At 55.1% G+C, this 21,395-nt stretch carries 23 protein-coding genes; 18 read left to right on the forward strand and 5 right to left on the reverse strand.

The window, feature by feature from the left end; genetic code table 11:
- Window positions 1-129: 129 nt before the first annotated feature.
- Together fabB and QRN24_RS06445 are read left to right on the forward strand one after the other, a co-directional pair.
- Window positions 130-1,347 (forward strand): beta-ketoacyl-ACP synthase I, encoded by a 1,218-nt coding sequence (fabB, locus tag QRN24_RS06440; RefSeq protein WP_014171039.1) that lies wholly within the window; start codon window positions 130-132, stop codon window positions 1,345-1,347.
- 205 nt (window positions 1,348-1,552) lie between these two features.
- A complete protein-coding gene (locus QRN24_RS06445; protein ID WP_032678620.1) occupies window positions 1,553-2,731 on the forward strand; it encodes an MFS transporter in 1,179 nt (392 codons plus the stop codon).
- 77 nt (window positions 2,732-2,808) lie between these two features.
- Here the strand turns inward: QRN24_RS06445 and flk are convergent, their stop codons facing one another.
- The gene (flk, locus tag QRN24_RS06450; protein ID WP_025203569.1) at window positions 2,809-3,813 is read right to left on the reverse strand and encodes a flagella biosynthesis regulator Flk; all 1,005 of its coding nucleotides are present in this window, start codon (window positions 3,811-3,813) and stop codon (window positions 2,809-2,811) included.
- Window positions 3,814-3,926: 113 nt separating this feature from the next.
- Here flk and pdxB point away from each other — a divergent pair, with 113 nt between their 5' ends.
- The 15 genes from pdxB (at window position 3,927) to hisP (ending at window position 17,996) form a co-directional block, all read left to right on the forward strand.
- Window positions 3,927-5,063, forward strand: coding sequence for a 4-phosphoerythronate dehydrogenase PdxB (gene pdxB / locus QRN24_RS06455; RefSeq protein ID WP_025203570.1), 1,137 nt, complete (start codon window positions 3,927-3,929; stop codon window positions 5,061-5,063).
- Between the two features lie 67 nt (window positions 5,064-5,130).
- Window positions 5,131-6,144 (forward strand): aspartate-semialdehyde dehydrogenase, encoded by a 1,014-nt coding sequence (locus QRN24_RS06460; RefSeq protein WP_014171035.1) that lies wholly within the window; start codon window positions 5,131-5,133, stop codon window positions 6,142-6,144.
- Window positions 6,144-6,956 (forward strand): tRNA pseudouridine(38-40) synthase TruA, encoded by an 813-nt coding sequence (gene truA, locus QRN24_RS06465; protein ID WP_032678619.1) that lies wholly within the window; start codon window positions 6,144-6,146, stop codon window positions 6,954-6,956. Before QRN24_RS06460 ends, truA begins: the two co-directional genes overlap by 1 nt.
- 28 nt (window positions 6,957-6,984) lie before the next feature.
- Window positions 6,985-7,644 carry a DedA family protein gene (locus QRN24_RS06470; protein WP_020883122.1) on the forward strand — a complete coding sequence of 220 codons (660 nt, stop codon included), beginning with the start codon at window positions 6,985-6,987 and terminating at the stop codon, window positions 7,642-7,644.
- A gap of 154 nt (window positions 7,645-7,798) precedes the next feature.
- Window positions 7,799-8,704 (forward strand): acetyl-CoA carboxylase, carboxyltransferase subunit beta, encoded by a 906-nt coding sequence (gene accD / locus QRN24_RS06475; RefSeq protein ID WP_020883123.1) that lies wholly within the window; start codon window positions 7,799-7,801, stop codon window positions 8,702-8,704.
- 67 nt (window positions 8,705-8,771) lie between these two features.
- Complete coding sequence (gene folC, locus QRN24_RS06480; RefSeq protein WP_032678618.1) at window positions 8,772-10,040, forward strand: bifunctional tetrahydrofolate synthase/dihydrofolate synthase; 1,269 nt, start codon at window positions 8,772-8,774, stop codon at window positions 10,038-10,040.
- Window positions 10,030-10,731: a cell division protein DedD gene (dedD, locus tag QRN24_RS06485; RefSeq protein WP_014171030.1), complete on the forward strand. Its 702-nt coding sequence runs from the start codon at window positions 10,030-10,032 to the stop codon at window positions 10,729-10,731. The genes folC and dedD overlap by 11 nt, the downstream gene beginning before the upstream one ends.
- A 211-nt stretch (window positions 10,732-10,942) precedes the next feature.
- Window positions 10,943-11,431, forward strand: a complete 489-nt coding sequence (cvpA, locus tag QRN24_RS06490; RefSeq protein ID WP_000262116.1) for a colicin V production protein — start codon at window positions 10,943-10,945, stop codon at window positions 11,429-11,431.
- A gap of 36 nt (window positions 11,432-11,467) precedes the next feature.
- On the forward strand, window positions 11,468-12,985 hold the full coding sequence (gene purF / locus QRN24_RS06495; RefSeq protein WP_014171028.1) for an amidophosphoribosyltransferase: 1,518 nt from the start codon (window positions 11,468-11,470) through the stop codon (window positions 12,983-12,985).
- Between the two features lie 89 nt (window positions 12,986-13,074).
- Window positions 13,075-13,644, forward strand: coding sequence for a UbiX family flavin prenyltransferase (locus QRN24_RS06500; RefSeq protein ID WP_014171027.1), 570 nt, complete (start codon window positions 13,075-13,077; stop codon window positions 13,642-13,644).
- Window positions 13,645-13,934: 290 nt separating this feature from the next.
- On the forward strand, window positions 13,935-14,717 hold the full coding sequence (gene argT, locus QRN24_RS06505; RefSeq protein ID WP_014171026.1) for a lysine/arginine/ornithine ABC transporter substrate-binding protein ArgT: 783 nt from the start codon (window positions 13,935-13,937) through the stop codon (window positions 14,715-14,717).
- Window positions 14,718-14,943: 226 nt separating this feature from the next.
- Window positions 14,944-15,726, forward strand: a complete 783-nt coding sequence (gene hisJ, locus QRN24_RS06510; protein WP_020883126.1) for a histidine ABC transporter substrate-binding protein HisJ — start codon at window positions 14,944-14,946, stop codon at window positions 15,724-15,726.
- Between the two features lie 88 nt (window positions 15,727-15,814).
- Entirely contained in the window at window positions 15,815-16,501 is a 687-nt protein-coding gene (locus QRN24_RS06515; protein ID WP_020883127.1) for a histidine ABC transporter permease HisQ, read from the forward strand.
- Window positions 16,498-17,214 carry an ABC transporter permease gene (locus QRN24_RS06520; protein WP_008502590.1) on the forward strand — a complete coding sequence of 239 codons (717 nt, stop codon included), beginning with the start codon at window positions 16,498-16,500 and terminating at the stop codon, window positions 17,212-17,214. Before QRN24_RS06515 ends, QRN24_RS06520 begins: the two co-directional genes overlap by 4 nt.
- Window positions 17,215-17,222: 8 nt before the next feature.
- Complete coding sequence (gene hisP / locus QRN24_RS06525; RefSeq protein WP_020883129.1) at window positions 17,223-17,996, forward strand: histidine ABC transporter ATP-binding protein HisP; 774 nt, start codon at window positions 17,223-17,225, stop codon at window positions 17,994-17,996.
- Window positions 17,997-18,043: 47 nt separating this feature from the next.
- On the opposite strand, the gene QRN24_RS06530 is transcribed toward hisP, so the two are convergent.
- From QRN24_RS06530 to yfcG, 4 genes are all read right to left on the reverse strand, one after another.
- Window positions 18,044-18,553, reverse strand: a complete 510-nt coding sequence (locus QRN24_RS06530) for a GNAT family N-acetyltransferase (RefSeq protein ID WP_032678617.1) — start codon at window positions 18,551-18,553, stop codon at window positions 18,044-18,046.
- 41 nt (window positions 18,554-18,594) lie between these two features.
- Entirely contained in the window at window positions 18,595-19,488 is an 894-nt protein-coding gene (locus QRN24_RS06535; RefSeq protein ID WP_032678616.1) for a TIGR01777 family oxidoreductase, read from the reverse strand.
- Window positions 19,489-19,501: 13 nt separating this feature from the next.
- Complete coding sequence (folX, locus tag QRN24_RS06540) at window positions 19,502-19,870, reverse strand: dihydroneopterin triphosphate 2'-epimerase (RefSeq protein WP_020883131.1); 369 nt, start codon at window positions 19,868-19,870, stop codon at window positions 19,502-19,504.
- 74 nt (window positions 19,871-19,944) lie between these two features.
- Window positions 19,945-20,574 (reverse strand): GSH-dependent disulfide bond oxidoreductase, encoded by a 630-nt coding sequence (gene yfcG / locus QRN24_RS06545; RefSeq protein ID WP_020883132.1) that lies wholly within the window; start codon window positions 20,572-20,574, stop codon window positions 19,945-19,947.
- A 140-nt stretch (window positions 20,575-20,714) separates the two neighbouring features.
- Between yfcG and yfcF the strand changes: the two genes are divergently transcribed.
- A complete protein-coding gene (gene yfcF / locus QRN24_RS06550) occupies window positions 20,715-21,359 on the forward strand; it encodes a glutathione transferase (RefSeq protein ID WP_044857736.1) in 645 nt (214 codons plus the stop codon).
- Window positions 21,360-21,395 lie beyond the last annotated feature (36 nt).

A 21,395-nucleotide genomic window follows, 5' to 3' on the forward strand; every position in this document is an offset into this window, starting at 1 on the left:
CGATCTTAACGATGTGCGTCCATCGGTGCAAATTTCCGCAGAAAATGTCTGATCGGACTTGTTCGGCGTACAAGTGTACGCTATTGTGCGACTCGAAACTTAATATAGTGCGACTTACAGAGGTATTGAATGAAACGTGCAGTGATTACTGGCCTGGGCATCGTTTCCAGCATCGGTAATAACCAGCAGGAAGTCCTGGCATCTCTGCGTGAAGGACGCTCCGGGATCACTTTCTCTGAAGAGTTTAAAGATTCAGGTATGCGTAGCCACGTATGGGGTAACGTCAAACTGGACACCACCGGTTTGATTGACCGTAAAGTGGTTCGTTTCATGAACGATGCCTCTATTTATGCTTATCTCTCCATGCAGGAAGCGATTGCGGATGCGGGTCTGAGCGCGGAAGTTTACCAGAACAACCCACGCGTAGGTCTGATCGCCGGTTCCGGTGGCTCATCTAAAGCGCAGGTCTTTGGTGCCGACGCAATGCGTAGCCCACGTGGTCTGAAAGCGGTAGGTCCTTATGTTGTGACTAAAGCCATGGGTTCAGCGGTTTCCGCTTGCCTGGCGACCCCGTTCAAAATCCACGGCGTTAACTACTCCATCAGCTCTGCCTGTGCGACCTCCGCACACTGCATCGGTAATGCGGTTGAGCAGATCCAGCTGGGTAAACAGGACATCGTGTTTGCTGGCGGCGGCGAAGAACTGGGTTGGGAAATGGCCTGTGAATTCGACGCAATGGGGGCACTGTCCACCAAATATAACGAAACTCCAGATAAAGCATCCCGTACCTATGATGCGCACCGTGACGGTTTCGTTATCGCAGGCGGCGGCGGTATGGTTGTGGTTGAAGAGCTGGAGCACGCGCTGGCGCGTGGTGCGCACATCTACGCTGAGATCGTGGGCTACGGTGCAACGTCTGACGGCGCTGACATGGTGGCTCCATCCGGTGAAGGCGCAGTGCGCTGCATGAAGATGGCGATGCACGGCGTTGACACACCAATCGACTACCTGAACTCCCACGGTACCTCTACTCCGGTAGGCGACGTGAAAGAGCTGGGTGCGATCCGTGAAGTGTTCGGCGACAACAGCCCGGCTATCTCCGCGACCAAAGCCATGACCGGTCACTCTCTGGGTGCTGCTGGCGTTCAGGAAGCGATCTACTCTCTGCTGATGCTGGAAAATGGCTTTATCGCCCCAAGCATCAACATTGACGAGATGGACGAGCAGGCCGCAGGTCTGAACATCGTGACCCAGCCAAAAGAAGCGACACTGACTACCGTCATGTCCAACAGCTTCGGTTTTGGCGGTACTAACGCCACGCTGGTGATGCGTAAGTACAACGCATAAGTTCTGACTGATTCAAAAGGGGAGCCTGACGGCTCCTTTTTTTATGCATTGACAAGCGGCTGATCTCGCAGGCAAACTTCCTACCTCAACATTATCCTCACGATAATGCGTAAGCGTTCAACGTCAACCAACGCACCTAAATCCTGGTTATCAGGAAGAGGGGGCGTGGTTTTTCCCCGCCTTACTCTTCATTTCGGAGTAAAGCATGACTGCAGTCACTCAAACAGAAACAACCTCTTCAGCGAACGTCTCGCTGTTTCGCATCGCGTTTGCGGTGTTCCTGACCTATATGACCGTCGGCCTGCCGCTGCCGGTGATCCCGCTGTTTGTTCATCAGGAGCTGGGCTATGGCAACACCATGGTCGGCGTCGCCGTGGGTATTCAGTTCCTGGCTACGGTATTAACCCGCGGTTACGCCGGACGTCTGGCGGATCAGCACGGGGCAAAACGCTCGGCGTTACAGGGCATGTTTGCCTGTGGTCTGGCGGGAGGTGCATGGCTGCTGGCCGCTCTCCTGCCAGTTGATGCTGCGTATAAATTTGCGCTGCTGATCGTGGGGCGTTTAATCCTGGGCTTTGGTGAAAGCCAGCTCCTGACCGGTACGCTGACATGGGGTATGGGACTGGTGGGGCCTGCACGCTCCGGCAAAGTCATGTCCTGGAATGGTATGGCCATTTATGGCGCGCTTGCCGCAGGCGCCCCGCTCGGGTTGCTTATCCACAGCCACTTTGGCTTTGCCGCGCTGGCAGCGACTACCCTGATGCTGCCTCTGCTGGCATGGGCATTCAACGGTCCGGTACGTAAAGTCCCTGCCCATAAAGGGGAGCGCCCGTCTTTGTGGAGCGTGGTGGGCCAAATCTGGCAGCCGGGCCTTGGCCTGGCCCTGCAGGGCGTCGGTTTTGCGGTAATCGGTACGTTCGTCTCGCTCTACTTTATGAGCCGCGGCTGGGCGATGGCAGGTTTTACGCTGACCGCCTTTGGTGGCGCATTTGTCTTAATGCGCGTGCTGTTCGGCTGGATGCCGGATCGTTTTGGTGGCATGAAGGTTGCAGTGGCATCACTGGTGATTGAAACCCTGGGTTTGCTATTACTGTGGAGTGCACCCGTTGCGTCCGTAGCGTTGTTAGGCGCGGCGTTGACCGGCTGCGGATGTTCGCTTATTTTCCCGGCGCTGGGTGTGGAGGTGGTAAAACGTGTCGCCCCGCAGGTGCGTGGCACGGCGCTTGGCGGCTATGCGGCGTTTCAGGATATCTCATACGGGGTAACCGGGCCGCTGGCAGGTCTGTTAGCGACGTCGTTCGGGTATCCGTCTGTTTTCCTGGCGGGCGCGGTTGCAGCGGTTGTGGGCATTGTGGTGACGCTGGTGGCTTTTCGGCAGTCTTAGCTAGTTAAGTGCCGGGGCGACATGCCTTCCCCGGTGTGCTGTCGGCCCGGCAGGCGTAGCGCCACCGGGCGAAACCGTTATGCGACCAGCCAGAAAATCGCCAGTGCAATCATTAACGCAATAAACATCAACCCTGGACGGGCAGAGAGGGTTCTGAACGTTTCCACCACCGGCGCAAACAGCGGATTGTAGATTGGCTGAATGTTTCGTGCTTCCGGCACGCCCCCTTCGCGTTCGGCGCGGCGAACGAAAATCTGATTGAGCACATCCTGCACCTGCGCGGTGGTCAGTACCGTTTGCGGTGTGGCCTGCCAGGTTTGCTGGGCGTAATCACGAATGGCGTCAAATTCGTTCGGCTCCAGCGGCTGCTTAAGTGCCGCCTGAACCGTGTGCAGGGTTGGTGCGGTCTGGGTGCTGAGCGTCTGACGCGCCTGTAGCCAGGTCACCAGATGCGTAAACTGTTTCGCCGGGATCAGCTCGCCCGCTTTTACGCCGGAGAGTTCCAGCATTGATTGCCAGATAAGCTTCGTTGGTTCGCCGGTGGCGGCGGCCAGCTTGGTCACCATCTGCTTGAGCGTGTTGTGCTCGGCAGGCAGCAGCGGACGCTCGGTCGCAGGGCGTTGCTGAGGCTGTGGAATTGACAGCTGATTGGTTTGCAGCAGCGTCAGTACGGTTTTGAGCTGTTCCGGGGTCAGCTGGCTCAGGGCGGTCTGACCAAACTGCTGGCGAATAAAATCACTCACCGCCTGGCGGTTATTTCCCTGGCCCAACAGCTCGGTCAGCTGCGAGACAATCTGGCGTGTGCTGTGATTCTGCTGTGCAGTATCAATCCGCTGGTTCAGGTTTTGCTCGGCAGCAGGGAAATGGCGCGACTGCAAAGGTGCGTCGTTCCTGACACCTAAATCGTGCTTTACCCCAGCCCAGACTTCCGCGTTTTGCTGCGACGTCAGCGCGATCAGACGCGTGATCAGTCGCTCCAGCACGGTGCGCTGTTGTGTGGATAGCGGTTGTTCGCCTGCAACGTTTGGCGTGACAGGGCCTTCACCCGGAGGGCGCGGCGGCGTACCTGAAATGGGCTGCATCGTCAAAAATCCTTAAAGTCAAAACTCAGCGTAAACCTGGCAGACGTATATGCCTGGCGGCCAGATTATGGCACACTTGACGGGTTTTCTTCCTCTCAAACAGGTACTCAGACGTGAAAATCCTCGTTGATGAAAATATGCCTTATGCCCGCGAGCTCTTTAGCCGCCTCGGCAACGTTAAGGCTGTCCCGGGTCGGCCGATCCCGGTAAACGAGCTGGATGATGCAGACGCGCTGATGGTGCGCTCGGTAACCAAAGTAAATGAGGCGTTGCTCTCCGGCAAAGCGGTGAAATTTGTCGGGACCGCAACGGCAGGGACGGATCATGTGGATGATAAATGGCTTAAGCAGGCGGGGATCGGTTTTTCAGCCGCGCCGGGCTGCAACGCCATTGCGGTCGTGGAATATGTCTTCTCCTCCCTGCTGATGCTGGCAGAGCGCGACGGTTTTGCGTTGCAGGACCGTACCGTCGGGATTGTTGGTGTGGGCAACGTGGGCGGGCGCCTGCATAAACGTCTTGAGGCGTTAGGCATTCGCACCCTGCTGTGCGATCCGCCGCGTAAAGACAACGGTGATGAAGGCGACTTCCGTTCGCTGGATGAACTGGTTGCACAGTGCGATGTGATCACTTTCCATACGCCACTGTTTAAAGAGGGGCCTTATAAGTCGCTGCACCTTGCTGACGAAGCCCTGATCCGTCGTCTGAAGCCTGGCACTATTCTGATAAATGCCTGCCGGGGCCCGGTGGTCGATAACCTTGCGTTGCTGAAATGTCTGGACGAGGGGCAAGCGCTTAGCGTGGTGCTGGACGTCTGGGAGCCGGAGCCTGAGCTTAACGTTGCGCTGCTTAACAAGGTGGACGTCGCAACGGCGCATATAGCCGGTTATACCCTTGAAGGAAAAGCCCGCGGCACGACGCAGGTCTTTGAGGCCTATAGCGCCTTTATCGGCCATCCACAGCAGGTAGCGCTGGATACCTTACTGCCTGCGCCTGAATTTGGCCGCATTACCCTGCACGGGCCACTCGATCAGGCAACGCTGAAACGACTGGTCCATTTGGTGTATGATGTGCGCCGCGATGACGCGCTGCTGCGTAAAGTGGCGGGTATTCCGGGTGAGTTTGATAAGCTGCGCAAGAACTATGTTGAGCGCCGCGAGTGGTCTTCCCTGTATGTGATTTGCGACGACGCAACGGCTGCGACGCAGCTGCATAAACTGGGTTTTAACGCCGTTCATCACCCGGCACATTAATGTCTTCTTAATGCTCCCTGTTGGATACTCCGACAGGGACGCTTTTTTATTTCTGGAGTAAACCACCATGTCTGAAGGCTGGAACATTGCCATTTTAGGTGCCACGGGTGCCGTGGGTGAAGCCCTGCTCGAAACCCTTGCTGAGCGTCAGTTCCCGGTGGGTGATATCTATGCGCTGGCGCGTACAGATAGCGCGGGTGAACATCTGCGTTTTGGCGGTAAATCTGTCATGGTTCAGGATGCGGCCGGGTTCGACTGGACTCAGGCGCAGCTGGCGTTTTTTGCAGCCGGTGCTGAGGCTACGGCGTCTTACATTGAAGAGGCCACCAACTCGGGTTGTCTGGTGATTGACTTAAGCGGCCTGTTCGCGCTTGAGCCGGATGTGCCGCTGGTGGTGCCGGATGTGAACCCGTTTGTGCTGGCAGACTACCGTAACCGCAACGTTATCGCCGTACCGAACAGCCTGACCAGTCAGCTGCTTACCGCGCTGAAACCGCTGATCGATGAAGGCGGCCTGTCGCGTATCTTCGTCACCAGCCTGCTGTCTGCGTCTGCCAACGGCAAGCAAGCGGTTAACGCGCTAGCCGGGCAGAGCGCGAAATTGCTGAGCGGCGTTCCGATTGATGAAGACGACTATTTTGGTCGCCAGCTGGCGTTTAACATGCTGCCACTGCTGCCGGATCGCGAAGGCAGCGTGCGCGAAGAACGCCGTATTGTCGATGAAGTCCGTAAAATTCTGCAGGATGACGGCCTGATGATCTCTGCCAGCTGCGTGCAGTCTCCTGTCTTCTACGGCCACGCGCAGATGGTTGGTTTTGAAGCGCTGCGCCCGCTCGCCGCAGAAGAAGCGCGTGACGCGTTTGGTCGTGGTGAGGATATCGCCCTCTCCGAAGAGAGTGAGTTCCCGACGCAGGTTGGTGATGCGACCGGTAGCGCACATCTGTCTGTTGGCTGCGTGCGTAACGATTACGGAATGCCTGAGCAGATCCAGTTCTGGTCAGTTGCCGATAACGTTCGCTTTGGCGGTGCGCTGATGGCGGTGAAAATTGCGGAGAAACTCGTGCAGGAGTACCTGTACTGATGTCAGAAGTGGATCACAAGCCCGTTCATAAAATTGCCCTCGGTATTGAGTACGATGGCAGTAAGTATTATGGCTGGCAGCGTCAAAATGAGGTGCGCAGCGTCCAGGAAAAACTGGAAAAAGCGCTCTCACAGGTGGCGAACGAACCGATAAGCGTTTTCTGTGCCGGGCGTACGGATGCCGGCGTTCACGGCACGGGGCAGGTGGTTCATTTTGAAACCACCGCTGTGCGAAAGGACGCTGCATGGACGCTGGGGGTGAATGCGAATTTACCTGGAGACATTGCGGTTCGTTGGGTTAAAGATGTTCCCGAAGATTTTCATGCGCGTTTCAGCGCCACCGCGCGCCGTTACCGCTATGTCATCTACAATCAGCGTCTACGTCCGGCGGTGTTAAGCCAGGGCGTGACGCATTTTTATGAACCGCTTGATGCTGAACGTATGCATCGTGCGGCGCAGTGTCTGATTGGTGAAAATGACTTTACCTCGTTCCGTGCGGTGCAGTGCCAGTCCCGTACGCCGTGGCGTAATGTCATGCACATAAACGTCAGCCGTTATGGCGCGTATGTGGTGGTGGATATCAAAGCCAATGCCTTTGTACATCATATGGTGCGGAACATTGTGGGCAGCCTGATGGAAGTGGGTGCCGGACACCAGCCGGAGAGCTGGATTGCAGAACTGCTGGCAGCGAAGGACAGAACGCTTGCGGCAGCCACGGCGAAAGCGGAAGGGCTGTATCTGGTCTCGGTAGACTATCCGGATCGGTTTGACCTGCCGAAACCGCCAATGGGCCCGCTGTTTTTAGCGGACTAATCAAAGGTGCAATTAAGGCTTAGACAAAATGGACGTAATACGTTTTTTGATTGATTTCATCCTGCATATTGATGTTCACCTGGCGGAGCTGGTCGCGCAGTACGGCGTCTGGGTTTACGCTATTCTGTTCCTCATTCTGTTCTGTGAAACCGGTCTGGTTGTCACCCCGTTCCTGCCGGGGGATTCACTGCTGTTCGTGGCCGGCGCGTTATCCGCGTTACCGACTAACGATTTGAATGTGCATCTGATGGTTGTGTTGATGGTTATCGCCGCGATTATTGGTGATGCGGTGAACTACACGATTGGGCGGGTGTTTGGTGAGCGGCTTTTCAGCAATCCGGACTCGAAAATTTTCCGTCGCAGCTATCTCGATAAAACCCATGCGTTCTATGAACGCCATGGCGGCAAAACCATTATCCTTGCCCGTTTTGTGCCTATTGTGCGTACATTTGCACCGTTTGTGGCGGGAATGGGGCATATGTCCTATCGTCACTTTGCGGCATATAACGTTGTTGGCGCGCTGCTGTGGGTGTTGCTGTTTACCTATGCCGGCTACCTGTTTGGCGATCTCCCGGTGGTCCAGGAAAACCTTAAGTTACTGATTGTAGCGATTATTGTGCTTTCGGTACTGCCTGGGGTTATTGAGATTATTCGTCACCGACGTGCGGCAGCAAAGCAAGCGAAGTAAATGCATACTGGCGGTTCGACCACTTTTTTATCCAAAGTTTCGGGCTGTTATGTTTTAATGTGCAACATTCATGGTCTGTTGGAGGCAAAAATGGCATTATTCGCCTCTTATAGCAAAACTGGCATACGACCAGGTTCAGGCAGAAAGGTTATCAATGAGCTGGATTGAACGAATTAAAAGCAACATAACCCCGACTCGTAAAGCGAGCATTCCTGAAGGGGTATGGACGAAGTGTGATAGCTGCGGCCAGGTTCTGTACCGCGCAGAGCTGGAACGCAATCTTGAGGTGTGTCCGAAATGTGACCACCACATGCGTATGACGGCGCGTAATCGCCTGCATAGCCTGCTGGACGAAGGTTCTCTGGTAGAACTGGGTAGCGAGCTTGAGCCAAAAGACGTGCTGAAGTTCCGTGATTCCAAAAAATACAAAGACCGTCTGGCCTCTGCACAGAAAGAGACCGGCGAGAAAGACGCGCTGATCGTCATGAAAGGCACCCTGCACACGATGCCGGTGGTGGCTGCCGCGTTTGAGTTTTCCTTTATGGGTGGCTCAATGGGCTCTGTCGTGGGTGCGCGCTTCGTGCGTGCCGTTGAGCAGGCGCTGGAAGACAACTGCCCGCTGATCTGCTTCTCCGCCTCCGGTGGTGCACGTATGCAGGAAGCGCTGATGTCGCTGATGCAGATGGCGAAAACCTCTGCTGCGCTGGCGAAAATGCAGGAGCGCGGTTTGCCGTACATCTCCGTGCTGACCGACCCGACGATGGGTGGCGTTTCCGCAAGCTTTGCCATGCTGGGCGATCTGAACATCGCTGAGCCGAAAGCGCTGATCGGTTTTGCGGGTCCACGCGTTATCGAACAGACCGTACGTGAAAAACTGCCGCCGGGTTTCCAGCGCAGTGAGTTCCTCATCGAGAAAGGCGCTATCGACATGATCGTCCGCCGTCCGGAGATGCGCCTGAAACTGGCAAGTATCCTGGCGAAGCTGATGAATCTGCCAGCGCCGAACCCGGACGAGCCGCGCGAAGGCGTGGTGGTACCGGATCAGGAACCCGAGGCCTGATAACTGAAAAGGGCAGGGCCGGATGGCGCTGCCCTTTTGCTTTCTCAACTGTTAATGACCGGGCATCATGGAAAATAAAAGCATTCCCCAAGCCACGTCGCCCCTGGCCGCGTGGCTTTCTTATCTGGAAAACCTGCACAGTAAAACCATCGATATGGGGCTTGAGCGCGTAAGCCAGGTTGCCGCGCGTCTCGACGTACTGAAACCAGCGCCGTTTGTGTTCACCGTTGCCGGAACGAACGGTAAAGGCACGACGTGCCGCACGCTGGAATCTGTCCTGATGGCAGCAGGCTATAAGGTTGGCGTTTACAGCTCTCCACACCTCGTGCGGTATACCGAGCGGGTGCGTGTGCAAAATCGCGAGCTGCCGGAATCAGCGCATACCGCCTCTTTCGCGGAAATTGAAGCTGCGCGCGGTGAAATTTCATTAACCTATTTTGAATACGGCACCCTGTCGGCACTGTGGTTGTTTAAGCAGGCGCAACTGGACGTGGTGATTCTGGAAGTCGGCCTCGGCGGGCGTCTTGATGCCACCAACATGGTGAATGCGGATGTGGCCGTCGTGACCAGCATTGCGCTGGATCATACCGACTGGCTGGGGCCGGATCGCGAAAGCATTGGTCGCGAGAAAGCCGGGATTTTCCGGGCGAATAAACCTGCCGTGGTCGGCGAGCCGGATATGCCACACACCATTGCAGAGGTGGCGAATGAGACGGGTGCGCGTCTGCTGCGCCGTGGCGTAGAGTGGCAGTATGAGGTTCAGGCAGACGGCTGGCGCTTTAGCGATGCGCAGGGCGCACTGGACAACCTGCCATTGCCGCAGGTGCCGCAGCCTAACGCGGCAACCGCGCTGGCGGCACTGCGCGCAAGCGGTCTGGCGGTGAGCGAGCAGGCGATTCGCGAGGGCATTGAGCGGGCGATTCTGCCCGGGCGTTTCCAGATTGTCAGCGAGTCACCGCGCCTGATCCTCGATGTGGCGCACAACCCGCATGCCGCGGCGTATCTCGCGGGACGTCTCAAATCGTTACCAAAAACCGGGCGCGTGCTGGCGGTTATCGGTATGCTTCATGATAAAGATATTGGCGGTACGCTGGCCTGCATGGAGAGTGTGGTCGATAGCTGGTATTGTGCTCCTCTGGAGGGGCCACGCGGGGCGACCGCTGAGCAGTTGATGGAACATCTCGGCAAAGGCGCAATCTATAATAGCGTGGCTCAGGCCTGGCATGCCGCGATGGCGGATGCTAAACCAGAAGATACCGTGCTGGTGTGTGGTTCGTTCCACACGGTGGCACATGTCATGGAAGTGATGGACGCGGGGAGAACCGGTGGCGAGTAAGTTTCAGAACCGTTTAGCAGGAACAATAGTGCTGGTGGCGCTGGGAGTCATTATTCTCCCGGGCCTGCTCGACGGGCAGAAAAAGCACTATCAGGATGAGTTTGCAGCCATTCCTCTGGTACCGAAACCGGGCGATCGCGACGAGCCGGATATGCTGCCTGCGGCGACACAGGCCCTTCCTGCTCAGCCGCCGGAAGGCGCAGCGGAAGAGGTTCGCGCGGGCGATGCGGCTGCGCCGTCTCTTGATCCGTCTCGTCTGGCGGCGAGCAACACCAACGATATCGATCCGGTACCGGTTCCGGTCGTGCAGCCTAAACCGGCTGAGAAACCGAAGCCGGTCGAAAAAACGCAGCCGAAACCGCAGCGTGATAAAACGAGCGAACAGCTTGCCGCAGCGACTGAGACACCGCCTCCGGCGAAACCGGCTCAGCAGGAAGCCGCACCGACGGGCAAAGCCTACGTCGTGCAGCTGGGTGCGCTGAAAAATGCCGATAAGGTCAATGAGGTGGTGGGTAAACTGCGCAGTGCGGGATATCGTGTTTACACTTCACCTTCCACGCCGGTACAGGGTAAAATTACCCGTATTCTCGTGGGGCCAGAAGCGTCCAAAGATAAGCTTAAAGGATCGCTGGGTGAGCTGAAGCAGATCTCCGGCCTGAGCGGTGTGGTGATGAGCTACAGCGCGAACTAACCCCTCCCTCACCCTTATCCTTTCTATGAGGAGAGGGTGGGGGGAAGAGTGACGGCAGACGTCCACAGAGACGTAAAAAGCCACGGCGTTGAACATTTTTTCAGCGCCTTTTTTATTTACGCGCGGGAAGGAAATCCCTACGCAAACGTTTTCTTTTTCTGTTAGAATTCGCCCCGAACTGGATGACAGGGCGTTAAATCGTGGGACACATATGGTCTGGATTGATTACGCCATCATTGCGGTGATTGGTTTTTCCTGTCTGGTTAGCCTGATCCGTGGCTTTGTTCGTGAAGCGTTATCGCTGGTAACCTGGGGTTGTGCTTTCTTTGTTGCCAGTCATTACTACACTTACCTGTCTGTCTGGTTCACGGGCTTTGAAGATGAACTGGTCCGAAATGGAATCGCTATCGCGGTGCTGTTTATCGCGACGCTGATTGTCGGCGCTATCGTAAATTACGTGATAGGTCAGCTGGTCGAGAAAACCGGTCTGTCAGGAACAGACAGGGTACTCGGGATCTGTTTCGGCGCACTACGAGGCGTGCTGATTGTGGCCGCGATCCTGTTCTTCCTGGATACCTTTACCGGGTTCTCCAAAAGTGAAGACTGGCAAAAATCGCAGCTCATTCCAGAGTTCAGTTTCATCATCAGATGGTTCTTTGACTATCTGCAAAGCTCGTCGAGTTTCTTGCCCAGAGCGTAATGCGCTCTGAGATGTGGCTTAACGAGGAAAAGACGAATGTGCGGTATTGTCGGTATCGCCGGTTTCATGCCGGTAAACCAGTCGATTTATGACGCGTTAACGGTGCTTCAGCACCGTGGGCAGGATGCTGCGGGTATCATCACCATTGATGCAAACAACTGCTTCCGTTTACGTAAGGCGAATGGTCTGGTAAATGATGTGTTTGAAGCCCGCCATATGCAGCGTCTGCAAGGTAATATGGGGATCGGTCACGTTCGTTATCCTACTGCTGGCAGTTCCAGCGCCTCTGAGGCTCAGCCTTTCTACGTCAACTCACCGTATGGCATCACGCTTGCCCACAATGGCAACCTGACCAACGCGCACGAGCTGCGTAAGAAGTTGTTCGAAGAGAAACGTCGCCACATTAACACCACCTCTGATTCTGAAATTCTGCTCAATATCTTTGCCAGCGAGCTGGATAACTTCCGTCACTACCCGCTGGAAGCAGACAACATTTTTGCCGCCGTTGCCGCGACTAACCGCCAGATCCGTGGTGCGTATGCCTGCGTGGCGATGATTATCGGCCACGGGATGGTTGCCTTCCGCGATCCAAACGGCATCCGCCCGCTGGTGCTCGGTAAGCGCGATCTCGGTGATGGTCGTACCGAATACATGGTTGCCTCTGAAAGCGTGGCGCTGGATACCCTGGGCTTCGAGTTCCTGCGTGATGTTGCGCCTGGCGAAGCGGTCTATATCACTGAGAAGGGCCAGCTGTTCACCCGCCAGTGTGCTGACAACCCGGTGAGCAATCCGTGCCTGTTTGAATATGTTTACTTCGCCCGTCCGGACTCGTTTATCGACAAGATTTCCGTCTACAGCGCGCGCGTGAACATGGGGACAAAACTTGGCGAGAAGATTGCCCGCGAATGGGACGATCTGGATATCGACGTCGTTATTCCTATTCCGGAAACGTCCTGCGATATCGCTCTGGAAATCGCCCGCATTCTGGACAAGCCATACCGTCAGGGGTTTGTGAAAAACCGCTACGTTGGTCGTACCTTTATCATGCCGGGTCAGCAGCTGCGCCGTAAGTCCGTGCGTCGTAAACTGAACGCAAACCGCGCTGAGTTCCGCGACAAAAACGTCCTGCTGGTGGATGACTCCATCGTTCGCGGCACCACCTCAGAACAGATTATTGAGATGGCGCGCGAAGCGGGTGCGAAGAAAGTGTATCTGGCCTCAGCCGCACCGGAAATTCGTTTCCCGAACGTGTACGGCATCGATATGCCAACCGCCAATGAGCTGATCGCTCACGGTCGTGAAGTGGACGAAATTCGTCAGATCATCGGTGCCGACGGCCTGATTTTCCAGGATCTGAACGATCTTATCGACGCAGTACGCGCTGAGAACCCGGATATTCAGCAGTTCGAATGCTCCGTGTTTAATGGCGTTTACGTGACGAAAGACGTTGACCAGCAGTACCTCGACTACCTTGATTCGCTGCGCAACGACGATGCGAAAGCCGTCCAGCTGCAAAACGATCTCGAAAGTTTAGAGATGCACAACGAAGGTTGATGTCTGTGCAAGTGAGGGCATTTGCCCTCACTTGCAACTCCCCGCAAAATCCTGCACAGTCTGCCCTGAAATCAGTTAGGGCGAAAATCATGAAACGACTCATTGTTGGGCTCAGTGGTGCCAGTGGCGCGATTTACGGCGTACGTCTGTTACAGGTGCTGCGCGACGTGGCAGAAGTGGAAACGCATCTGGTCATGAGCCAGGCGGCACGTCAGACCCTCTCTCTTGAAACCGACCTCTCACTGCGTGATGTCCAGGCGCTGGCGGATGTGGTTCACGATGCCCGCGATATCGCCGCCAGCATCTCCTCTGGCTCGTTTAAAACGGCGGGCATGGTTATCCTGCCTTGTTCCATTAAAACGCTCTCTGGCATTGTAAACAGCTATACCGACACGCTGGTGACCCGCGCCGCGGACGTGGTGCTGAAGGAGCGCCGTCCTCTGGTTCTCTGCGTGCGGGAAACGCCGCTGCACCTGGGACATCTGCGTTTAATGACTCAGGCTGCTGAACTCGGCGCGGTGATCATGCCACCGGTACCGGCGTTCTATCACCGACCCGTTTCACTGGATGATGTGATTAATCAGACGGTTAACCGCGTTCTCGATCAGTTTGATATCGACCTGCCTGAAGACCTTTTCACCCGCTGGCAGGGTGCCTGAATCTGTGCACCCACAGCGTGCATGAAAAGATAACGTGCCCTGTTTCAGGGCAATTATGCAACGGCGATCATATCCTCGACATTTAATTCGCTTTTTCCCTTTTTCTCTTTCCGGTTCGTTCGGCAGACCTGCTATCTTTCACCATTAAGGCAATATCGCAACGTTTTATTAACATATTTAACGTCGAACTTTTCACCAGACGGCAATGTGGCATAAGACCTGCAAGAGAAGCCTGCAACACAACACACAACACAATACATAATAAAATCACGGTACTTGAGGGTAAATGTATGAAGAAGACGGTTCTGGCTCTGTCTTTGCTGGTGGGGTTAAGTGCGGCAGCAGGTAGCTACGCAGCGCTTCCACAGACAGTTCGTATCGGTACAGACGCAACCTACGCGCCATTCTCTTCCAAGGATGCGAAAGGCGATTTCGTTGGGTTTGATATCGATCTGGGAAATGAAATGTGCAAACGCATTGCGGTGAAATGCACATGGGTGGGCAGCGACTTTGATGCGTTAATCCCGTCGCTGAAAGCCAAGAAAATCGACGCCATTATCTCTTCTCTCTCTATCACCGAAAAACGTCAGCAGGAGATTGCCTTCTCTGACAAGCTTTACGCTGCAGATTCACGTCTGATTGCCGCTAAAGGCTCCCCGATTCAACCCACCATCGACTCGCTGAAAGGCAAGCATGTCGGCGTGCTTCAGGGCTCAACGCAGGAAGGGTTTGCCAATGCGAACTGGCGTGAAAAGGGCGTCGATGTGGTGGCGTACCAGAACCAGGATCTGATCTACTCTGACCTGGCGGCAGGCCGTCTGGATGCGGCATTCCAGGATGAAGTCGCCGCGAGCGAAGGCTTCCTGAAACAGCCAGCGGGCAAAGAGTACGCTTTTGCTGGCCCGTCCGTGAAAGACAAAAAGTACTTTGGTGACGGTACGGGTATCGGCCTGCGTAAGGACGATACCGAGCTGAAAGCCGCCTTCGACAAAGCGTTTGCTGAGCTGCGTAAAGACGGTACCTACGACAAACTGGCGAAGAAATACTTCGACTTCAACGTCTACGGTGACTAATACCTGACGACAATGCACTGCTGAGGTGCATTGTCGGGCGGGATGATCCAATATGGTGCAATTAATGCACTGTATTGGATCGCTGTGTGCATACTTACGCATTTATAATGCAAAAAATCCCGGCTCAAAGGCATTATTCTTTGCCTGACGGAGGGGATTGATGGCACATTAGCACCACCCCGTCGTCGTAAAAATCCCGTATGTAGACAGTTTGTTGAGGACAGATATGAAAAAACTAGTATTGTCACTTTCTCTGGTGCTGGCCTTTTCCAGCGCCACCGCGGCATTCGCAGCAATTCCGCAGAAAATTCGAATCGGTACCGATCCTACCTATGCACCGTTCGAATCGAAGAATTCTAAAGGTGAATTGGTTGGTTTTGACATCGATCTGGCCAACGAACTGTGCAAACGCATCAAAGCGCAGTGTACCTACGTTGAGAACCCACTGGACGCGCTGATCCCGTCGCTGAAAGCGAAAAAAATCGACGTGATTATGTCCTCGCTCTCCATCACTGAAAAACGCCAGCAGGAGATTGCTTTCACGGACAAACTCTACGCGGCAGATTCACGTCTGGTTGTCGCCAAATCTTCCGACATTCAGCCCACTCTCGAGTCGCTGAAAGGCAAACGCGTGGGCGTGCTGCAGGGGACCACTCAGGAAACCTACGGTAACGAACACTGGGCGCCGAAAGGGATTGAAATCGTCTCTTATCAGGGCCAGGAAAATATCTACGCTGACCTGACGGCAGGTCGCATTGACGCAGCGTTCCAGGATGAAGTCGCGGCGAGCGAAGGCTTCCTGAAGCAGCCGGTCGGCAAAGACTATAAGTTTGGCGGTCCATCCATCAAGGATGTGAAGTTGTTTGGTGTAGGCACCGGTATGGGCCTGCGCAAGGAAGACAACGAACTGCGTGAAGCGCTGAACAAAGCGTTTGCCGAAATGCGCGCTGACGGCACGTACGAGAAAATTGCGAAAAAATACTTCGATTTCAATGTTTACGGCGGCTAATCGCCCCGTCAAATAACGTGCAGCCCCTCCCACTGTGGGAGGGGAAAAGACACGGTTCCACCACTCACGATACGACAGGGCTCGCGGTATGCTGTACGGATTTTCTGGCGTTATTTTACAGGGCGCGCTTGTCACCCTTGAGCTGGCTCTCAGCTCCGTGGTGCTGGCGGTGCTGATAGGTCTGGCGGGCGCAGGGGCGAAGCTTTCGGCTAACAAGCCGCTGGCGCTGATTTTTGAAGGCTATACGACGCTGATTCGCGGTGTTCCCGATCTGGTGCTGATGCTTCTGATCTTTTACGGTCTGCAGATTGCGCTTAACAGCGTGACGGACGCAATGGGTATGGGACAAATCGATATCGACCCGATGGTGGCCGGTATTATTACGCTCGGTTTTATCTACGGGGCCTACTTCACCGAAACCTTCCGCGGCGCGTATATGGCTGTGCCGAAAGGCCACATTGAAGCGGCAACCGCATTCGGTTTCACCTCCTCACAGACGTTTCGTCGAATCATGTTCCCGGCCATGATGCGCTATGCGCTTCCAGGTATCGGTAACAACTGGCAGGTTATTCTTAAGGCAACCGCGCTGGTCTCTCTGCTTGGCCTGGAAGATGTGGTGAAAGCGACCCAGCTTGCCGGCAAAAGCACCTGGGAGCCGTTCTACTTTGCGGTGGTATGTGGCGTAATCTATCTGGTCTTTACGACCGCCTCCAATGGTGTGCTGCTTTTGCTCGAACGTCGCTACTCCGTGGGTGTGAAGAGGGCTGATCTGTGATTGAGATTATTCAGGAATACTGGAAATCGCTGCTGTGGACAGATGGCTATCGCTTCACCGGCGTTGCCATTACGCTCTGGCTTCTGATCTCCTCCGTGGTGATGGGCGGCATTCTGGCGGTATTTCTTGCCATTGGTCGTGTGTCGAACAATAAATTTATCCAGTTCCCAATCTGGCTGTTTACCTATGTGTTTCGCGGTACGCCGCTGTACGTGCAACTGCTGGTGTTCTATTCGGGGATGTACACGCTTGAGATCGTAAAAGGCACTGAAATGCTCAATGCGTTCTTCCGCAGCGGTCTGAACTGTACGGTGCTGGCATTGACGCTCAATACCTGCGCCTATACCACCGAGATTTTCGCAGGGGCGATTCGCTCTGTCCCGTACGGTGAAATTGAAGCGGCGCGTGCGTACGGCTTCTCCTCCGTGAAGCTTTACCGTTGCATCATTCTGCCGTCGGCGCTGCGTATTGCGTTACCGGCGTACAGTAACGAAGTGATTCTGATGCTGCACTCCACGGCGCTGGCCTTTACCGCCACGGTGCCGGACTTACTGAAGATTGCCCGGGATATTAACTCGGCAACCTATCAGCCGTTTACCGCATTCGGTATTGCGGCAGTGCTTTATTTGATAATTTCATACGTCCTGATTAGCCTGTTCCGTAAGGCAGAAAAACGCTGGTTGCAGCATATAAAACCTTCTTCGACGCACTGAGAATGATGATGGCTGAGAACAAATTAAACGTTATTGATCTGCACAAACGCTACGGCGAACATGAAGTGCTGAAAGGGGTGTCGCTGCAGGCAAACGCGGGCGATGTCATCAGTATTATCGGCTCATCCGGCTCCGGTAAAAGTACTTTCCTGCGCTGCATTAACTTCCTCGAAAAACCGAGCGAAGGCTCAATTGTGGTGAGCGGGCAGAACATCAATCTGGTGCGTGACAAAGACGGCCAGCTGAAGGTGGCGGATAAAAATCAGCTGCGTCTGTTGCGTACGCGCCTGACGATGGTTTTCCAGCACTTTAATCTCTGGAGCCATATGACGGTGCTGGAGAACGTAATGGAAGCGCCAATCCAGGTGCTGGGTCTCAGCAAACAGGACGCCCGCGACCGTGCGGTGAAATACCTGGCGAAAGTGGGTATTGATGAGCGCCAGCAGATGAAGTATCCGGTACATCTGTCCGGCGGGCAGCAGCAACGTGTATCCATTGCCCGCGCGCTGGCGATGGAGCCGGAAGTCTTACTGTTCGACGAACCGACCTCCGCGCTGGACCCGGAACTCGTTGGCGAAGTGCTGCGCATCATGCAGAAGCTGGCCGAAGAGGGCAAAACGATGGTGGTGGTGACGCACGAGATGGGCTTTGCCCGGAACGTCTCTAACCACGTCATCTTCCTGCATCAGGGTAAAATCGAAGAGCAGGGGCATCCCGATGAGGTGTTAGCGAACCCGCAAAGCCCGCGTCTGCAGCAGTTCCTGAAGGGGTCTTTGAAGTAGGTTTTGCCTTTCCCCTCTCCCTGTGGGAGAGGGCCGGAGTGTGGGCATCAGACCGCACCACACTCCAGTCGATACACCCAGTCGTCATACCGCACACCGTTAATCTCATACGCTTTTTCCAGCACCTGCGTGCGCACAAAACCCGCTTTCTCCAGTACCCGGACTGACCCGCCGTTGTCTGCCAGCACATATGCGTTAATCGCCTTTACACCCGTCTGGTTAAATGCGTAGTCACACACCGCGCGCAGTGCCTCACTGGCGATGCCCTGGCCCTGCGCGGCAGGCACGACCGTATAGCCGATATCCGCCTCTTCACGATTTTCAGCGCTGATTTGCAGGCCGATATCGCCCAGCGGGGTCTCTTCATCGCGTAAGCGGATAACGAACACATGCGCTGCCGTCAGACGTGCGGCAAACAGGCGTCGGGTCTCTTTTTCCGGGGCGATAGCGGCCATATACTGCATGATGGCGCGATCCTCGCGCAGGGCACGGAAAAAAGGCCAGTCAGTGGGTTCGAAGGGCGTGAGATGGAGCCGGGGAGTGGTAATGGTTGCCATAGATATGCCATTTCGTCGGAACATGGCATATCACTGTAACATTATCTCACCACATCCCCCAGCGCCTCTTCTAAGTCATACCAGCGGAACGCAAACCCGGCCGCTTCCAGCCGTTTTGGCAGGGCCCGTTGCCCGCCTAACACCAGCACGGACGCTTCACCCATCATCAGGCGGATCATCGTAGCAGGCACGCGCAAAATCGCCGGACGATGCAGGGCATGTCCGAGAGCATGGGCAAACTGTTCATTTCGTACCGGGTAGGGCGCAACCATATTAAACGGCCCGCGCAGATCGTTATCCAGCAGCCAGAGAATACCGTTGACCATATCGTCGATATGGATCCACGCCAGATACTGACGGCCATTGCCGATTGGCCCGCCAAGACCGAGCCTGAAAGGGGGGAGCATCTTCGCCAGAATGCCGCCTTTCGGGGCAAGGACCACACCGGTGCGTAGCAGGCAGACGCGGGTATGATCGCTTTGCGCAGCACAGGCGATACGCTCCCACTGGGCGCAAAGTTTATGGGTGAACTCGTTGTGGGGCGGCTCTTCTTCCGTTACCACCACCTCGCCGAGATCGCCGTAATACCCTACGGCGGAACCCGAAATGAGAACCGACGGCGGGGTATGACTGTTACGGATAAGCTCAACCAGCTTTTCGGTGAGGGTCCACCGGCTGCTGCACAAGAGCTGTTTTTGCTCTTCCGTCCAGCGCTTATCGGCGATCGGTTCGCCTGCCAGGTTGATGACGGCGTCAAACCCGTCCAGATTCTGCTGCTCGGCCAGATTTCTCCAGATGTCGATACCTGCGCCCAGCACCTGGCGCGCTTTCTCTGGACTGCGCGTCACCACGGTAATGTCGTGATGCAACGCCTGCAGACGCGCAATGAGATGGCGACCAATCAGGCCGGTACCGCCGGTCAGCAAAATCTTCATACAACCTCCAGGGTTACGCCTGGCGTTGCCAGCTTAACGTCATCGAGACGGAATCGGCGTAACGCAGGGCGTGAAGTTTATCGATCTCTACTTCAGCATAAGTGACCCAGTGATGATCGCGTGCGATGTCGAGCACATCCTGAGTTAATTTTTCCAGTAAAGAGAAGCGGTTGTTTTCCACGTACTGGATGATTTTTTTGGTTATCGTGCGGTAGTTCAGCGCATCATTAATATCTTCGCTGGCCCGCGCTTTCTCAGCCGGGTAGTGGATAACCACATTAATCACGATATCCTGACGGTTGGCGATCTCTTCCTCTTTGATACCGATGAAGGTGCGTAGGCGTAAATTTTTTATACGAATAATAGCGTCATGCTGTGACATTGCAGGTCTTCTCCGTGTCAGAATTTCCTTCACATAATACATGAGAGCCACTCCGGCACACACCAGCCACCGGCTTAAATTTGCTGGATTTTTTGCATGGCGCGTTCGGTGGCCGGACGCGTGCGGATTCGTTCAAACCAGTTGTTCACCGCCGGGTAAGACGCCAGGTCAATGCGGTGCTTTTCATGGGTATTCACCCAGGGCCAGCAGGCAATGTCGGCGATGCTGTAATGATCCCCACCGAGCCACGGTGCTTTCTCCAGCCGACGGTTCAGAACGCCGTATAACCGCTGGGTTTCCACCTGATAGCGTTCGATAGCATAAGGAATCGGCTGCGGTGCGTAGGCGGTAAAATGGTGGTTTTGTCCGAGCATCGGCCCCAGACCGCTCGTCTGCCAGAAAAGCCACTGCAGCGTGTGGTGACGCTCGCGCAGCTCTCCGCTCAGCAATTTGCCTGTCTTCTCTGCCAGATAGAGCAATATTTCTCCGGATTCAAACAGGCTCAACGGCTTGCCCCCATCGGCAGGATGGTTATCAATAATGGCCGGGATTTTATTGTTTGGCGATATAGCCAGAAAGAGAGGACTGAACTGATCGCCTTTGCTGATATCCACGCGAATGATCCTGTAATCCAGTTCGGCTTCCTCAAGAAAGAGGGTGATCTTATGGCCGTTCGGGGTAGGGGCATAATAAAGGTCGATCATTCTCAACTCCTGTCAGTGAAAATAGTGACGCCATGAAAAATGAGTATAGGTGGTTGTTGTAAATCGTGAGTTTTCATCAAGTGACAGCGAGGCAAAGAGATTATATGTTGAATGAAAACCGATCAGCCGATGAGGATGTTATGAACCAGCCCGTAATCACGTTATGGTCCGATGCAGATTTCTTTTCTCCCTATGTTCTGAGCGCGTATGTGGCGCTGGCCGAAAAAGGACTGTCATTTACGCTAAAGACGGTGGATCTGGACGGCGGTGAACATCTGAAACCCCAGTGGCAGGGCTACGCCCTGACCCGTCGCGTGCCGGTGCTGGACATTGATGGCTTCGCGCTGAGTGAATCGTCGGCGATCGATGAGTATCTGGAAGATCGGTTCGCACCACCTGAGTGGGAGCGCATTTACCCTCACGATCTGCAAAAACGTGCCCGCGCTCGTCAGATCCAGGCGTGGCTGCGCAGCGATCTGGTGCCGATTCGCGTGGAACGCTCCACGGATGTGGTGTTTGCCGGGGTGAAAAAACCGGCGCTGAGTAAAGACGGTGCGGCCAGTGCCCAAAAACTGATCGATACCGCGACTTCTCTGCTGGCTCATGGTAATCCGAATTTATTCGGCGAGTGGTGTATTGCCGATACCGATCTGGCGCTGATGCTGAACCGTCTGATCCTCAATGGGGATGAGGTGCCTCAGCTGCTGGTGGATTATGCCGCGTTTCAGTGGCAACGCGCCTCAGTGCAGCGCTATGTGGCACTCTCCGCTAAGCGGGCGGGCTGATATAGCCTGACGCTTCAGGTATGATAGGGCAGTCTG

The organism is Enterobacter sp. MEB024 (assembly GCF_030209635.1).
Taxonomy (GTDB): domain Bacteria; phylum Pseudomonadota; class Gammaproteobacteria; order Enterobacterales; family Enterobacteriaceae; genus Enterobacter; species Enterobacter ludwigii.

What these genes read in the sequence shown, in the direction of transcription:
- fabB (WP_014171039.1), top strand. Translation starts at nt 130, where the DNA reads ATGAAACGTGCAGTGATTACTGGCCTGGGCATCGTTTCCAGCATCGGT.
- QRN24_RS06445 (WP_032678620.1), top strand. Translation starts at nt 1,553, where the DNA reads ATGACTGCAGTCACTCAAACAGAAACAACCTCTTCAGCGAACGTCTCG.
- flk (WP_025203569.1), bottom strand. Translation starts at nt 3,813, where the DNA reads ATGCAGCCCATTTCAGGTACGCCGCCGCGCCCTCCGGGTGAAGGCCCT.
- QRN24_RS06460 (WP_014171035.1), top strand. Translation starts at nt 5,131, where the DNA reads ATGTCTGAAGGCTGGAACATTGCCATTTTAGGTGCCACGGGTGCCGTG.
- truA (WP_032678619.1), top strand. Translation starts at nt 6,144, where the DNA reads ATGTCAGAAGTGGATCACAAGCCCGTTCATAAAATTGCCCTCGGTATT.
- QRN24_RS06470 (WP_020883122.1), top strand. Translation starts at nt 6,985, where the DNA reads ATGGACGTAATACGTTTTTTGATTGATTTCATCCTGCATATTGATGTT.
- accD (WP_020883123.1), top strand. Translation starts at nt 7,799, where the DNA reads ATGAGCTGGATTGAACGAATTAAAAGCAACATAACCCCGACTCGTAAA.
- folC (WP_032678618.1), top strand. Translation starts at nt 8,772, where the DNA reads ATGGAAAATAAAAGCATTCCCCAAGCCACGTCGCCCCTGGCCGCGTGG.
- cvpA (WP_000262116.1), top strand. Translation starts at nt 10,943, where the DNA reads ATGGTCTGGATTGATTACGCCATCATTGCGGTGATTGGTTTTTCCTGT.
- purF (WP_014171028.1), top strand. Translation starts at nt 11,468, where the DNA reads ATGTGCGGTATTGTCGGTATCGCCGGTTTCATGCCGGTAAACCAGTCG.
- QRN24_RS06500 (WP_014171027.1), top strand. Translation starts at nt 13,075, where the DNA reads ATGAAACGACTCATTGTTGGGCTCAGTGGTGCCAGTGGCGCGATTTAC.
- argT (WP_014171026.1), top strand. Translation starts at nt 13,935, where the DNA reads ATGAAGAAGACGGTTCTGGCTCTGTCTTTGCTGGTGGGGTTAAGTGCG.
- hisJ (WP_020883126.1), top strand. Translation starts at nt 14,944, where the DNA reads ATGAAAAAACTAGTATTGTCACTTTCTCTGGTGCTGGCCTTTTCCAGC.
- QRN24_RS06515 (WP_020883127.1), top strand. Translation starts at nt 15,815, where the DNA reads ATGCTGTACGGATTTTCTGGCGTTATTTTACAGGGCGCGCTTGTCACC.
- hisP (WP_020883129.1), top strand. Translation starts at nt 17,223, where the DNA reads ATGGCTGAGAACAAATTAAACGTTATTGATCTGCACAAACGCTACGGC.
- QRN24_RS06530 (WP_032678617.1), bottom strand. Translation starts at nt 18,553, where the DNA reads ATGGCAACCATTACCACTCCCCGGCTCCATCTCACGCCCTTCGAACCC.
- QRN24_RS06535 (WP_032678616.1), bottom strand. Translation starts at nt 19,488, where the DNA reads ATGAAGATTTTGCTGACCGGCGGTACCGGCCTGATTGGTCGCCATCTC.
- folX (WP_020883131.1), bottom strand. Translation starts at nt 19,870, where the DNA reads ATGTCACAGCATGACGCTATTATTCGTATAAAAAATTTACGCCTACGC.
- yfcG (WP_020883132.1), bottom strand. Translation starts at nt 20,574, where the DNA reads ATGATCGACCTTTATTATGCCCCTACCCCGAACGGCCATAAGATCACC.
- yfcF (WP_044857736.1), top strand. Translation starts at nt 20,715, where the DNA reads ATGAACCAGCCCGTAATCACGTTATGGTCCGATGCAGATTTCTTTTCT.